The 12,273-nt window shown below is 40.0% G+C and carries 14 protein-coding genes and 5 tRNA genes; all 19 read right to left on the bottom strand.

Annotated features, from left to right (window positions below; all coding sequences use genetic code 11):
• Window positions 1–8 precede the first annotated feature (8 nt).
• Window positions 9–704, bottom strand: coding sequence for a 50S ribosomal protein L1 (gene rplA / locus ABDZ97_RS05580; protein ID WP_343785586.1), 696 nt, complete (start codon window positions 702–704; stop codon window positions 9–11).
• 14 nt (window positions 705–718) lie between these two features.
• Complete coding sequence (rplK, locus tag ABDZ97_RS05575; RefSeq protein WP_343785585.1) at window positions 719–1,162, bottom strand: 50S ribosomal protein L11; 444 nt, start codon at window positions 1,160–1,162, stop codon at window positions 719–721.
• Window positions 1,163–1,248: 86 nt separating this feature from the next.
• Window positions 1,249–1,800, bottom strand: a complete 552-nt coding sequence (gene nusG, locus ABDZ97_RS05570; protein ID WP_343785584.1) for a transcription termination/antitermination protein NusG — start codon at window positions 1,798–1,800, stop codon at window positions 1,249–1,251.
• Window positions 1,801–1,811: 11 nt separating this feature from the next.
• Window positions 1,812–2,042 (bottom strand): preprotein translocase subunit SecE, encoded by a 231-nt coding sequence (secE, locus tag ABDZ97_RS05565; RefSeq protein ID WP_343785582.1) that lies wholly within the window; start codon window positions 2,040–2,042, stop codon window positions 1,812–1,814.
• 14 nt (window positions 2,043–2,056) lie between these two features.
• Window positions 2,057–2,129, bottom strand: a tRNA-Trp gene (locus tag ABDZ97_RS05560).
• 47 nt (window positions 2,130–2,176) lie between these two features.
• Window positions 2,177–3,364: an elongation factor Tu gene (gene tuf / locus ABDZ97_RS05555; protein ID WP_343785580.1), complete on the bottom strand. Its 1,188-nt coding sequence runs from the start codon at window positions 3,362–3,364 to the stop codon at window positions 2,177–2,179.
• A 100-nt stretch (window positions 3,365–3,464) separates the two neighbouring features.
• A tRNA-Thr gene (locus ABDZ97_RS05550) sits at window positions 3,465–3,536 on the bottom strand.
• A 23-nt stretch (window positions 3,537–3,559) separates the two neighbouring features.
• A tRNA-Gly gene (locus ABDZ97_RS05545) sits at window positions 3,560–3,632 on the bottom strand.
• Between the two features lie 21 nt (window positions 3,633–3,653).
• Window positions 3,654–3,736: transfer RNA gene (locus tag ABDZ97_RS05540), tRNA-Tyr, on the bottom strand.
• An 18-nt stretch (window positions 3,737–3,754) separates the two neighbouring features.
• A tRNA-Thr gene (locus ABDZ97_RS05535) sits at window positions 3,755–3,828 on the bottom strand.
• Between the two features lie 150 nt (window positions 3,829–3,978).
• Window positions 3,979–4,278 carry an HPF/RaiA family ribosome-associated protein gene (locus tag ABDZ97_RS05530; protein WP_343785579.1) on the bottom strand — a complete coding sequence of 100 codons (300 nt, stop codon included), beginning with the start codon at window positions 4,276–4,278 and terminating at the stop codon, window positions 3,979–3,981.
• 2 nt (window positions 4,279–4,280) lie between these two features.
• Window positions 4,281–5,165: a tyrosine-type recombinase/integrase gene (locus ABDZ97_RS05525; RefSeq protein ID WP_343785578.1), complete on the bottom strand. Its 885-nt coding sequence runs from the start codon at window positions 5,163–5,165 to the stop codon at window positions 4,281–4,283.
• A 58-nt stretch (window positions 5,166–5,223) separates the two neighbouring features.
• Window positions 5,224–5,415, bottom strand: coding sequence for a 30S ribosomal protein S21 (gene rpsU / locus ABDZ97_RS05520; RefSeq protein ID WP_343785577.1), 192 nt, complete (start codon window positions 5,413–5,415; stop codon window positions 5,224–5,226).
• A 66-nt stretch (window positions 5,416–5,481) separates the two neighbouring features.
• Window positions 5,482–6,621, bottom strand: coding sequence for an acyl-CoA dehydrogenase (locus ABDZ97_RS05515; RefSeq protein WP_343785576.1), 1,140 nt, complete (start codon window positions 6,619–6,621; stop codon window positions 5,482–5,484).
• A gap of 33 nt (window positions 6,622–6,654) precedes the next feature.
• On the bottom strand, window positions 6,655–7,185 hold the full coding sequence (locus tag ABDZ97_RS05510; RefSeq protein ID WP_343785575.1) for an adenine phosphoribosyltransferase: 531 nt from the start codon (window positions 7,183–7,185) through the stop codon (window positions 6,655–6,657).
• Window positions 7,182–8,051, bottom strand: coding sequence for a ComEA family DNA-binding protein (locus ABDZ97_RS05505; RefSeq protein ID WP_343785574.1), 870 nt, complete (start codon window positions 8,049–8,051; stop codon window positions 7,182–7,184). The genes ABDZ97_RS05510 and ABDZ97_RS05505 overlap by 4 nt, the downstream gene beginning before the upstream one ends.
• Before the next feature lies 1 nt (window position 8,052).
• Complete coding sequence (locus ABDZ97_RS05500; protein ID WP_343785573.1) at window positions 8,053–10,089, bottom strand: alanine/glycine:cation symporter family protein; 2,037 nt, start codon at window positions 10,087–10,089, stop codon at window positions 8,053–8,055.
• Between the two features lie 94 nt (window positions 10,090–10,183).
• A complete protein-coding gene (locus ABDZ97_RS05495) occupies window positions 10,184–11,089 on the bottom strand; it encodes an SDR family oxidoreductase (RefSeq protein WP_343785572.1) in 906 nt (301 codons plus the stop codon).
• Entirely contained in the window at window positions 11,086–12,099 is a 1,014-nt protein-coding gene (locus ABDZ97_RS05490; RefSeq protein WP_343785571.1) for a potassium channel family protein, read from the bottom strand. Before ABDZ97_RS05490 ends, ABDZ97_RS05495 begins: the two co-directional genes overlap by 4 nt.
• Window positions 12,100–12,273 lie beyond the last annotated feature (174 nt).

The raw sequence follows: 12,273 nt of genomic DNA, 5'->3' as shown, positions 1-12,273 counted from the left end.
ACAATTTTTTAAGCTACAACTGATTTTGGATCTATCTGGATACTTGGACTCATAGTAGAGCTTAAGTGAATGCTCTTAATATAAGTACCTTTCGCCGCAGCAGGTTTCATCTTAATAAGCGTCTGCAAAATTTCTTTTGCATTGTCACGGATTTTATCTCCTTCAAAGCTTACTTTAGCAATACCTGAATGGATATTACCATATTTGTCTACTTTAAAATCAATTTTCCCGGCTTTCACTTCCTGAACCGCTTTACCAATCTCCATAGTTACCGTTCCTGTTTTTGGGTTTGGCATAAGACCACGTGGACCTAAAACACGTCCAAGTGCTCCAACTTTCCCCATAACAGAAGGCATTGTGATAATCACATCAACATCAGTCCAACCTTGTTTGATTTTGTCGATATACTCATCCAAACCAACATAATCAGCACCAGCTGCTTTTGCTTCTTCTTCTTTATCAGGAGTACAAAGTACAAGTACCTGTACATCTTTTCCTGTTCCGTGAGGAAGAGCAACTGTTCCGCGAATCATTTGGTTGGCTTTACGTGGATCAACTCCAAGGCGCACACTGATATCAACCGAAGCATCGAATTTAGTCGTAGTGATTTCCTTCACTAAATTACATGCCTCGTCAAGTGAGTACGCTTTATCCAAGTCATATTTGGCAAGGATTTCTTTTCTTTTCTTAGCTATACGTCCCATAATTCAACAGTAATTTAGTTTTGACCAGGAAAGTCACCTTTAACAGTAATTCCCATACTTCTTGCAGTACCCGCAACCATACGCATTGCCGATTCGATTGTAAAACAATTCAAATCTGCCATTTTATCTTCAGCAATAGGACGAATCTGATCCCAGGTAAGCGATGCTACCTTAGAACGGTTTGGCTCTGATGAACCTTTCTTAATTTTCGCCACTTCCAATAACTGAACTGCTGCCGGAGGGGTTTTAATGATGAAATCAAAGGATTTATCACTGTAAACAGTAATAACAACAGGCAATACCTTCCCTGGTTTATCCTGAGTTCTAGCATTAAACTGCTTACAGAACTCCATGATGTTTACACCTTTCGCACCCAAAGCGGGTCCTACAGGAGGAGAAGGATTGGCTGCACCACCTTTGACCTGCAATTTGATCAATGCTGCTACTTCTTTAGCCATTTGTTTTTATTTTATGTAGTCATAACGTGTGTACAACAGGAAGCATTCAAGGATGTTGCACAATCACTGCTACGGTTAATACAAGTTTAACCTTCTTTCTCAACTTGCATATAGTTGAGTTCCAAAGGTGTTTTTCGGCCAAATATTTTGACCATTACTTTCAATTTCTTTTTCTCTTCGTTGATTTCTTCTATAATACCATTAAAGTTATTAAACGGTCCGTCAATAACCTTAACAGATTCTCCGACAACGAAAGGAATATTCATTTCTTCTTCCGTTTCAGCCAGTTCATCAACCTTACCTAAAATTCGGAAAACCTCGGATTGGCGCATTGGCATTGGATCTCCACCTTTTTCGGCTCCCAGAAAACCAATTACATTCGGAATGTTCTTAACTACGTGAGGCACCTCTCCAACAAGAGCTGCTTCTATCAGAACATATCCCGGAAGATACGCTTTCTCCTTACTTATCTTTTTCCCATTACGGATTTGAAATACTTTTTCAGTAGGAATCAATACCTGAGAAACGTAATCATTTAGCCCCAAACGCGAAATTTCAAGGTCAAGATATTCCTTAACCTTTTTTTCTTTTCCACTAACGGCTCTGACCACATACCATCTTTTCTTTATTTCTCCCATTCTATTGATGCCTATTTAAACATATTGTAAAAACTACCTAACAAGCCTTTCCAGAACGTATTCGGATCAGCTACATCATGTGCACCAAAAACATAATCCATTAGAGCGATAGCTAAAGCGAACAGAACGGAAGCAACAACTACAAGGATTGTACTACTCTGTAGTTCTTTCCAGGTTGGCCATGTTACTTTGTGAACCATTTCGTTCACCGTTTCTGCAATATATTCTTTAAAATTTGCCACTTTTTTAAGTTTTGCACGGGCGGTAGGATTCGAACCCACGACCAATGGTTTTGGAGACCACTACTCTACCAGCTGAGCTACGCCCGTAAACAAAGGGAGACAAAAAGCCTCCCTTTTTATGATATCGCTATATATTATGCAATAATCTCAGTTACCTGACCAGCACCTACAGTTCTACCACCCTCACGGATTGCAAAACGAAGTCCTTTATCCATCGCTACAGGTACAATCAATTTAACTGTAATTGTAACGTTGTCACCAGGCATTACCATTTCACGTCCTTCTTCAAGGATGATTTCTCCTGTCACGTCAGTTGTACGGAAGTAGAACTGTGGACGGTATCTGTTGTGGAATGGAGTGTGACGACCACCTTCTTCTTTCTTCAATACATAGATCTCAGCTTTGAAATCTGTGTGAGGAGTGATTGATCCTGGCTTAGCGATAACCATACCACGACGGATATCAGCTTTGTCAATACCTCTCAAAAGAAGACCTACGTTATCTCCAGCTTCACCACGGTCAAGAATTTTACGGAACATCTCAACTCCAGTTACAACTGATTTCATTTTCTCGTCACCCATACCAAGGATTTCAACCTCGTCACCAGAGTTAATAACTCCTGTTTCGATACGTCCTGTAGCAACTGTACCACGACCTGTGATAGAGAATACGTCCTCAACCGGCATCAAGAATGGCTTATCAACATCACGTGGAGGAAGCTCGATGTAGCTATCAACAGCATCCATCAATTCTTCAACTGTTTTCACCCACTTGTCTTCACCGTTCAATGCTCCAAGAGCAGAACCTTGAATAACAGGAGCGTTATCACCGTCATATCCGTAGAAAGACAACAATTCACGAACCTCCATATCAACAAGCTCTAAAAGCTCTGGATCGTCCACCATATCAACTTTGTTCAAGAAAGTTACGATACGAGGAACTCCAACCTGACGACCTAGAAGGATGTGCTCACGAGTTTGAGGCATCGGACCATCTGTAGCAGCAACTACAAGGATAGCTCCGTCCATCTGAGCCGCACCAGTAACCATGTTTTTCACGTAATCGGCGTGACCAGGACAGTCAACGTGTGCATAGTGACGATTAGCTGTTTCGTACTCAACGTGAGAAGTGTTAATTGTAATACCACGCTCTTTTTCCTCTGGCGCGTTGTCAATTGATGAGAAATCTCTCATCTGTGCAAGACCTTTATTAGCCAATACTGATGAAATCGCAGCTGTCAATGTAGTCTTTCCGTGGTCAACGTGACCGATTGTTCCAATGTTTACGTGTGGTTTGGAACGATCAAATGTTTCCTTAGCCATTGTTACCTAGGTTTTTTATTTATTACTTATTAAAAAAATACAAATCTAACCTCAACAAACACCAAAATTCACCCTTTCGAGTGAGTCCCCTTGTCTGCAGAGCCAATGACGGGATTTGAACCCGTGACCTCTTCCTTACCAAGGAAGCACTCTACCCCTGAGCTACATCGGCAAATTCAGGTATTGAAAATTAAGAGCGGGAGACGAGATTCGAACTCGCGACCCTCAGCTTGGAAGGCTGACGCTCTACCAACTGAGCTACTCCCGCCTAACTTGCAATACTGGGTTGTGGGGGGAGCAGGATTCGAACCTGCGAAGGTGTACACCAACAGATTTACAGTCTGTCCTCGTTGGCCGCTTGAGTATCCCCCCAACACAATAAAATAAATGAGCCGATAGAGGGATTCGAACCCACGACCTGCTGATTACAAATCAGCTGCTCTGGCCAACTGAGCTATATCGGCTTGTCTTTTAAAGAACGTTGTCCCGTTTGGGTTTGCAAATGTAGGAAAAAAAAGTAATCCGCAAACAGTTTCAGAAAAAAAATATGAAAAAAAATTAAAATAGGGAAGGCGTTAACGCCTTCCCTATTCATTAATATACTGACTAACAATCTATTTCAATTCTTTCTTCCCTTTATATTTTTTTACCTGTCTTCGCAACGCTTCTATGGCCTGGTCGGCTGCTTCCTCAAAACTTTTTGCCTGTTTCTTTGCAAAAAGTTCTTTCCCGGGGAGTAAAACACGAACCTCAGCAATCTTATTTGCCCTCTCCGTGGACTTATCTAATCGCAAAAATACCTCACTGGAAACTATGTTGCCGAAAAATAACCGCAACTTATTGACCTTTGAATTTACAAAATCTACCAGTTTTACATCTGCTGTAAAATGTACGGAATGAACTTTTGTATCCATAATCATTCTTTTTTGTGCCCACGCGGATGGGCTGATTTGTAAATCTCGTTAATTCTCGCAAACGAGTTGTGCGTGTATACCTGTGTTGCAGCCAGATTAGCATGCCCTAAAATCTCTCTTAACACTTCAATATCCACCCCTTCGTTTAGCAGGTGCGTTGCAAATGTGTGTCGCAGTACATGCGGACTCTGTTTCTGCAAACTGGTTACCTTAGAAAGGTACTTATTAATTTTTCTATAAACAAATTTCGGATACATTTTAACACCCTTATCCGTCACAAAAAGATAGTCTGAAAAAAACTCTTCTTTCCGCTTCATTTGCATGAGTTTTTCCAGGTCATTAAAAAGCTCCGGAGAAATACTGATTATTCTCTCTTTATTACGCTTCCCAAGCACTTTTATACTCCCTCGGTTAACATCTTTTTCTTTGAGCTCAACACATTCCGAAAGACGAATTCCTGTCTGGTAAAATATCTCCAGGAGCAGTCGATCTCTTTCCCCAAAAAAGTCTTTTGAAAACAAAGGCTCAGTTCGCTCCAAATCCAATTCGCTCGTACGGACAAATTCCGGAAGTCTTTTTTCTGACCTGGGACCCTTCACTTTCAACATGGGATTAACGGTCACAATTCCTTCAGCAGAAGCCCAGCGAAAAAAAGTTCGTAATGATGATAATTTCCTGTTAACACTTCTATTTGAAATCCCCTGATCAAGTAGTGACACCATCCATCCCCTGATCAATTGATAGTGAACTTCTGATAATTGTCTCGTATCTATTTCAGAAAGCTCTGCAAACTCATAGAAATCACCTATGTCTTTCATATAAGCCGTCACTGTATGCTCCGCATACCGTTTCTCTTTCCTTAAATAATCTTCAAAATGTTTCAACATAAAAAAAGGGGACTATCTATAGTCCCCTAACGTATATTTTCTAAAAAAGTTTCCGTTACTAGATCTCTTCCGAACGTAAACGTTGCTTATATGCAGCACGAATCTTTTCCTGACGATTTTCAACGGATGGTTTTGTGAACTGCTGACGATCTCTCAATTGACGCATCACATTCGTTTTTTCAAACTTTTTCTTATATCTTTTGAGAGCTCTCTCGATGTTCTCTCCTTCTTTTACAGGAATAATTAACATATCTAAAAATTCAATTAATTTCAAAAATGGTGTGCAAATATAAACATTATTTTTTATCAACAATACTTATTTCAAAATTTCTCTGGAAATTACCAGTTTTTGGATTTCGGAAGTCCCCTCACCAATTGTACAAAGCTTAGCATCACGATAGAACTTCTCTGCCGGGAATTCTTTTGTATACCCATATCCTCCGAATATCTGAACTGCTTCATTCGCTACGCGACATGCTACCTCGGAAGCATAATACTTGGCAATTGCAGACTCTTTCGTCATTGGTTGCTTCTTGTTTTTCAACTCAGCCGCTTTATGTAACAGCAACTCCGAGGCATCAATTTCAGTAATCATATCCGCCAGTTTGAAACCTATCGCCTGAAATTTCGAAATTGATTTCCCAAACTGTTCTCTCTCTTTTGAATATTGTAACGCTGCTTCGTAAGCTCCTTTAGCAATCCCTAAAGCAAGTGCTCCAATTGAAATTCGCCCTCCGTCAAGAATCTGCATAGCCTGAATGAAACCTTCTCCTTCTTTTCCGATAAGATTTCCGGCCGGAATGCGACAATTTTCAAAAATCAACTCCGTTGTTTCCGAAGCTCTCATCCCTAGTTTATTTTCTTTCTTTCCGGCTGAAAAACCAGGGGTACCTCTCTCAACAATAAAAGCTGACATACCGCGCGAATCTCCTTTTTCACCTGTTCTTGCAATAACAACGGCTACATTACCTGATTTACCATGTGTAATGAAGTTTTTAGAACCGTTCAATACCCATTCGTCACCTTCGCGTACAGCTGTTGTATTCATTCCTCCTGCATCCGATCCAGTACCTGTTTCTGTCAATCCCCATGCTCCGATCCATTCTCCTGAAGCCAATTTAGGAAGGTACTTTTTCTTTTGCTCTTCAGAAGCATGGTAATAAATGTGACCTGTACATAACGAATTATGAGCTGCTACAGATAATCCTATTGATCCACATACTTTTGCAATTTCAGAAATTACTGTAATATACTCGTGGTACCCAAATCCAGATCCTCCGTATTCCTCAGGGATAAAAACTCCCATCAGCCCCAGTTCTCCCAGTTTTTTAAACACTTCTACCGGGAACTCCTGAGTTTCGTCCCATTCCATAAAGTGCGGGCGTATTTCTTTTTCAGCGAAATTCCTTACCATATCAGCGATCATACGCTGATTTTCATTTGAAAGAAAATCCATAATTTACTGCAGTTTAAAGATTATATTTAACAATTAATAGCGCACTAAAGTAAGAATATTTTCTGTAAACGGCAGTAGTTTTTCTCTTCCCCCCAAAAATTCGAGCTCAACAAGAAACGAAAAGCCTGCCACTTTCGCTCCGCAGTTATTCACCAACTGACCTGCCGCCGAAGCAGAACCTCCTGTAGCTAGTAAATCATCATGGATTAAAACCGTATCTGTCTCATTAACCGCGTCAATATGCATCTCAATTTCAGCCTGCCCATATTCAAGTGCGTACGCATGACTCACCTTGTGATATGGCAATTTTCCTTTCTTTCTTATCAGTACAAAAGGGAGTCCGAGTTCCATAGCCAGAGGATAACCAAATAAAAAGCCACGACTCTCTATTCCCGCAATCTTGGTTATTCCCAAATCCAAAACACTTTGTTTTAGTTCTTCCAGTACTTCTTTTGATAGTACTGGGTTCATCATTATCGGGGTAATATCTTTAAAGATTATTCCCGGAACCGGAAAATCGGGAACATCCCTGATTTCACTCTTCAATTTTTCTTCAAGTATCATGGCGCAAAGTTAAAATACGGTTCTATTTTTTGTATAAAATCATCTTCAAAAGCTTTTATTTTCTCTAAATCGGCTTTGGATTCATAAGCTCCATGCTGTTCGCGGTACTTAATTATGAGTTGAGCACTTTTATAATCGATATAGGGGTGTTTACGCAATGAGTCAGCCAAAATGTTATTAATTGGAATAACTCGGAGTTCTTTTGAACGAACTTCGAGACGAGAAATACTATTCAAATATGTTTCATCAGGTAGCCCATATACTTCTTGTAATTGGGAAATTGAATAAAATCCACCTAATGCATCTCTATACTTTATAATACGTAAGGATAGTGTCGGTCCGATTCCTTTTAGGGATTGTAACTCGTCAGCTGTTACCGTATTCAAATCATAAATCGGTAAATCAGCTTTCTTTCGATTGAATTGAAGAAAAGGCTCCCATTCTTTGACTTTCTGGGAGTCGAGAACAAATGCCTTATACAAGTTTTCGATTTCAGTAAAACCACCTAATCTTTCTTTATAGTTTAGCAGTACCTCACTTTGTTTTTCAGACAGACCCAATTGCTGCCAATTTTCTTTTGATAATGTATCCGGATCAAAAGGGTGAAGTTGATGTTCCGGTTTTGTCTTACTCTTTTTAGTAATCGAACCTCCGGATTTCTTTTCTTTCTCAGACTGTATGATAGTGCTCTGAATTTCTTCCTGTAGCGAATCCTGATATCCAGATATGACAAACATAAGTGGTGACTTATTTTGATAAAGCCAACGGGGAATGATAACCACCAGAATCATCACCACAAAGATAACCAGAACACCTCTTTTCTCTTTTGTGGTAAATTTCAACCTGGTATGTTTATCATTATTCACATCATTTGAATTTTTGAATCACTCCTGTTTTCACTCTGTTCATGTAATCGGAAAGATCCCTTCGGACTTCTCCTGACAGAAGAACCAGACCAAGGATATTAGGAAAAGCCATGCCCAGGATCATCATGTCTGAAAAATCAAGAACACTTCCCAATCCGATAGAACTTCCCAGAATTACAAATCCAAGGAAAATAACTTTATATAAATTTTCCATTTTCCGGGTATTACCGAACAGATACGTCCAGGCCTTCAATCCATAATATGACCATGAAATCATGGTTGAAAAAGCAAATAATACTGCCGCAAATGCCAACACATAAATCGCCCATGGTCCCAGTCCCGTAGCAAAAGCATTTGTTGTCAGCTCAGCACCTTCAAACCCTTGAGGGTCTCGTGCAAATCCGGTAAAAATTAAAACCAGTGCAGTCATCGTACACACAACTACCGTATCAATAAACGGCTCCAGTAAAGCTACAATTCCTTCACTAACGTGTTCTTCCGTCTTAGCGGCTGAGTGCGCAATTGATGCAGACCCAACTCCCGCTTCGTTCGAAAATGCTGCACGTTGGAAGCCGACAATCAACACTCCTATCACTCCTCCACGTATCGAAGCAGCATTAAAGGCTCCATCAACAATTTGTCCAAAAGCATCCCCTACTTCTGTAATATTCATAAAAATAATGATCAATGCACTCAACACATATACACCAACCATTACCGGAACAACTTTATCTGTTACCCGTGCAATTGATTTGATTCCCCCGATAATAACAATACCTACAAAGAATGCCATCAGGATTCCGAAATAAATTCCGTATTCTTTCATCCATTCCAACCCGGGAACTCCACTCGCCTGAGCAAAAGCCTGATTAGCCTGAAACATATTACCTCCTCCAAAGGAAGCGCCGATACAAAGAATAGCAAAAACAAAAGCAAGGACTTTACCAAGACCTTTCATATTTCGCTTTTCCAATCCACGGGATAAGTAGTACATCGGTCCACCTGATACAACACCGTTTTCGTCCAATGTTCTGTATTTTACACCTAATGTACATTCTATGAACTTGGAAGCCATTCCTAATAATCCGGCTACGATCATCCAAAAGGTAGCTCCTGCACCTCCTAAAGAGATTGCAACTGCCACCCCCGCAATATTCCCTAATCCTACCGTACCACTTAAGGCAGTTACTAAAGCCTGAAAATGGGATACTTCCCCTTTATCATCCGGATTATCATATGCCCCCTTCACCAACTGCAAAGCATGCGGGATTCCTCTGAAGTTAATTAACTTCATTTTTATGGTAAAAAATAGCGCTCCCAGAACTAGCCAAACAACAATCAGCGGAACTCCCGTTGTTTTCGTTGTGTGATTAGGGTTCATAAATAATCGCTCTTCATCGTAGCGAACATACGCCAGTTTCCTCGGCAACTTATTATTCATTCTACCCAGAACAAACAAATCATCTCCGGGCTGTACCATTTGATGCAGAACTCCATCACCTACTGCATATAAGTACATCAAGTTCGTATCACGTATAATCTCTGCTATGGGTTGCTCGTGTTTTACACGAGCACCATCTTCAACCAGCCATTTTTTAAGCGAAAAATTAATTTCCTGATCAAAAAATGGAGTTTGCAGGATCATCGAATCAACCATCACTTTCTGGCTATATATCGGCTTAAAAAATAATTCCTCAGCAACAAAATCAACAATAGGCTTCATTATTGACTCCATTCTTTCCATCGTGCTTGTAATAGGAATCCTCGTTTCGAGATGCAGAGAATCATTGTTTTGATCAACAACAGTGACACGAACATCACTTCCTTCCATCACATCATTCAATTCATCCTGATAAATGGAGGCACTTTCACTATTCCAGTAATACCGGTATGGGCCTTCACCGGAATGTATATTTACTTTAATATGTGCGTTGGTTATCGCCCCTGAAGAGTCTGTTACAGTAAGCTCCCCCTTTAATTGGGCGTTAGAAAATAATGAAAAAACAAAAATCGAAAAGACTAGTAAAACTAACTTCATGAACTATTTTTAAGGATTCTATCAGCAATAACAAGTTCGTAAATATAAAAAAACTTAATTACTTGATTAAAAGGAGTAATGATGTTTATTCCTTTTATGATAGTTCTTCCTTTAAGAGGTCGAGTGTTTTTTCAAAAGATTCGGGAGTATATCCCAGTAAGTTCTGTGCTTTTTGGATTGAAAACCCTGTTTTCGGAGGACGTTTTGCCGGCTGATTAAGCCCTAAAGAAGAAATCGGGTGAACGTTTGTATCTGCCCAATCAAAATGGCGGGCGATTCTTTTTACCCAGTCAAATACAGACATCGTGTCTTTTCCTGAAATATGAAAAATTCCCTTTTGCCCCTTCAGGACAATCAACCAACATCCTTGTGCCAGATCATCTGCCCAGGTAAGCGCACGAAACTGGTCATTCACAATGTTCATTTCTCCTCCCTGTGGCAAAGTAGCCATCGCCCATAATACAAGATTAGATCTGGATAAATTGCTTCCTGTTCCATATACCAAAATGGTTCTTACAATTGACCAGTTATCGGAAGAAGAATCATCTATCAGAATTTGTTCTGCCTTTAATTTTGAGACTCCGTAATAACTTACCGGATTAGCCGGGTCTTCTTCTGAATAATTTCCTTTCTCCCCGTCAAAAATAAAATCGGTGGATAGCAATTGAAAGTGACAATTCATTTTCTTAGCTGTGTTCCACAGAAATTCCACTGCATCCACATTCAGGCGATCACATCCGTCGCGATCACTTTCACACTGATCCACATTGGTCATTGCCGCTGTATGAATGATTGCTGTCGGGCGAACCTCCATCAATACCTCATTCACTTCCTGTTCATTAGTAACATCCAATGGAACAAACCTTTCTGACGGGCAGTTTTCATTTCTATTTGCGCCTTTACTGGTCGCTATAAAGTCAACACCATTTTGCAGGAAAAGTTTAACCAGTTTTTGTCCAAGCAACCCGTTAGCACCTGTAATGACTATTTTTTGTTTCATGTTTTTTGTAATCTTCTTTCAAGTCCCTCAATCTGTGCCTGACCTCCCAATAAAAACAAGCGCGTGTCTGCTTCCAATAATGTATCACCTTCCGGGTTTACGATATAATTTCCTCCTGCCGTCTTAATTCCTATCAACTGGCAATTAGAAATACTCTCTCTGTTTACCTCCTTTACTTTTTTTCCTACAAATACCTGTGAGAGTTCAGCGGCAAGAATAGACTTCACATTAATTCCCTGGTTCCCCTCATATCTGATGACGTCCAGAAATTCCATTAAATCCGGATTGGTTACCAATGCTGCCATTTGATTTCCTCCAACCGTATCTGGCATAATTACATTTGTCGCTCCTGCAAACTTCAGTTTTGATACCGCATCATGTCTCGAAGCTCTGGCTATCACACAAAGGTCTTTATTAAGTTCTCTTGCGCTCAATACAACATACAGGTTATCAGAATCACTCGGTAAGCAGGTAATCAATGCTCGCGCTTTATCAATCCCTGCCATATTTAAAATTTCCTCGCGTGAAGCATCGCCTGTAATAAACAATGCTTCCTTGTCCTTAAATCCGACCTCCAACTCTTGATTTCTATCAATTATGACATGAGGAATATGATTCATTTCCAGATCAAGTGCAGCTCCTTTGCCGACTCTTCCGTAACCGCATATAATAACATGATTATTCATCTTCGTTAGCTGTTTTCGTAAATTCTTTGCCCTGACTTCTCTTACAAAGTTTCCTTCTGCAATATGAGATGTCACCAGAGCAACCGCATAAGCAAATGCTGTTATACTTGAAATAATAAGAAATATAGTGAAGATTCTTCCTTCAACTGAAAGTGGAGTCACTTCTCCAAATCCTACTGTCGAGACCGTAATGACAGTCATGTAAAGAGCATCTATCAAAGTAAGTTCTTCTAAAACCATAAATCCAAGCACACCTGTAACCAGCAGTGCTATAATTGTCAGGAATGCCAGGTAAACTTTTCGGAATGTTCTTACTCTCAACATGTCAAAGTTCCCAAATGGTAGGTTTTTTCTTCTTAAATCCCAACAGATGCTTATTCTCCAAAATAAAAGCCATGGGCAGATAGATTAATAGGGTTGATCCTAAAGTTGCAAATGTGCTATAGATAAAAAACAATCGTACCTTATGTGTTTTGATACCAAACTTCCTTGCCCACC

This window comes from Wandonia haliotis, from assembly GCF_039523435.1.
Lineage (GTDB): Bacteria > Bacteroidota > Bacteroidia > Flavobacteriales_D > Crocinitomicaceae > Wandonia > Wandonia haliotis.
This window is presented reverse-complemented; position numbering and strand designations above follow the sequence as displayed.

Bases quoted from the DNA above. Each gene is read 5' to 3' on its own strand.
- ABDZ97_RS05530 (WP_343785579.1), bottom strand. From the start codon at position 4,278: ATGGATACAAAAGTTCATTCCGTACATTTTACAGCAGATGTAAAACTG.
- nusG (WP_343785584.1), bottom strand. From the start codon at position 1,800: ATGGGAGAAATAAAGAAAAGATGGTATGTGGTCAGAGCCGTTAGTGGA.
- ABDZ97_RS05500 (WP_343785573.1), bottom strand. From the start codon at position 10,089: ATGAAGTTAGTTTTACTAGTCTTTTCGATTTTTGTTTTTTCATTATTT.
- ABDZ97_RS05490 (WP_343785571.1), bottom strand. From the start codon at position 12,099: ATGTTGAGAGTAAGAACATTCCGAAAAGTTTACCTGGCATTCCTGACA.
- ABDZ97_RS05510 (WP_343785575.1), bottom strand. From the start codon at position 7,185: ATGATACTTGAAGAAAAATTGAAGAGTGAAATCAGGGATGTTCCCGAT.
- tuf (WP_343785580.1), bottom strand. From the start codon at position 3,364: ATGGCTAAGGAAACATTTGATCGTTCCAAACCACACGTAAACATTGGA.
- rpsU (WP_343785577.1), bottom strand. From the start codon at position 5,415: ATGTTAATTATTCCTGTAAAAGAAGGAGAGAACATCGAGAGAGCTCTC.
- rplA (WP_343785586.1), bottom strand. From the start codon at position 704: ATGGGACGTATAGCTAAGAAAAGAAAAGAAATCCTTGCCAAATATGAC.
- ABDZ97_RS05525 (WP_343785578.1), bottom strand. From the start codon at position 5,165: ATGTTGAAACATTTTGAAGATTATTTAAGGAAAGAGAAACGGTATGCG.
- rplK (WP_343785585.1), bottom strand. From the start codon at position 1,162: ATGGCTAAAGAAGTAGCAGCATTGATCAAATTGCAGGTCAAAGGTGGT.
- ABDZ97_RS05515 (WP_343785576.1), bottom strand. From the start codon at position 6,621: ATGGATTTTCTTTCAAATGAAAATCAGCGTATGATCGCTGATATGGTA.
- ABDZ97_RS05495 (WP_343785572.1), bottom strand. From the start codon at position 11,089: ATGAAACAAAAAATAGTCATTACAGGTGCTAACGGGTTGCTTGGACAA.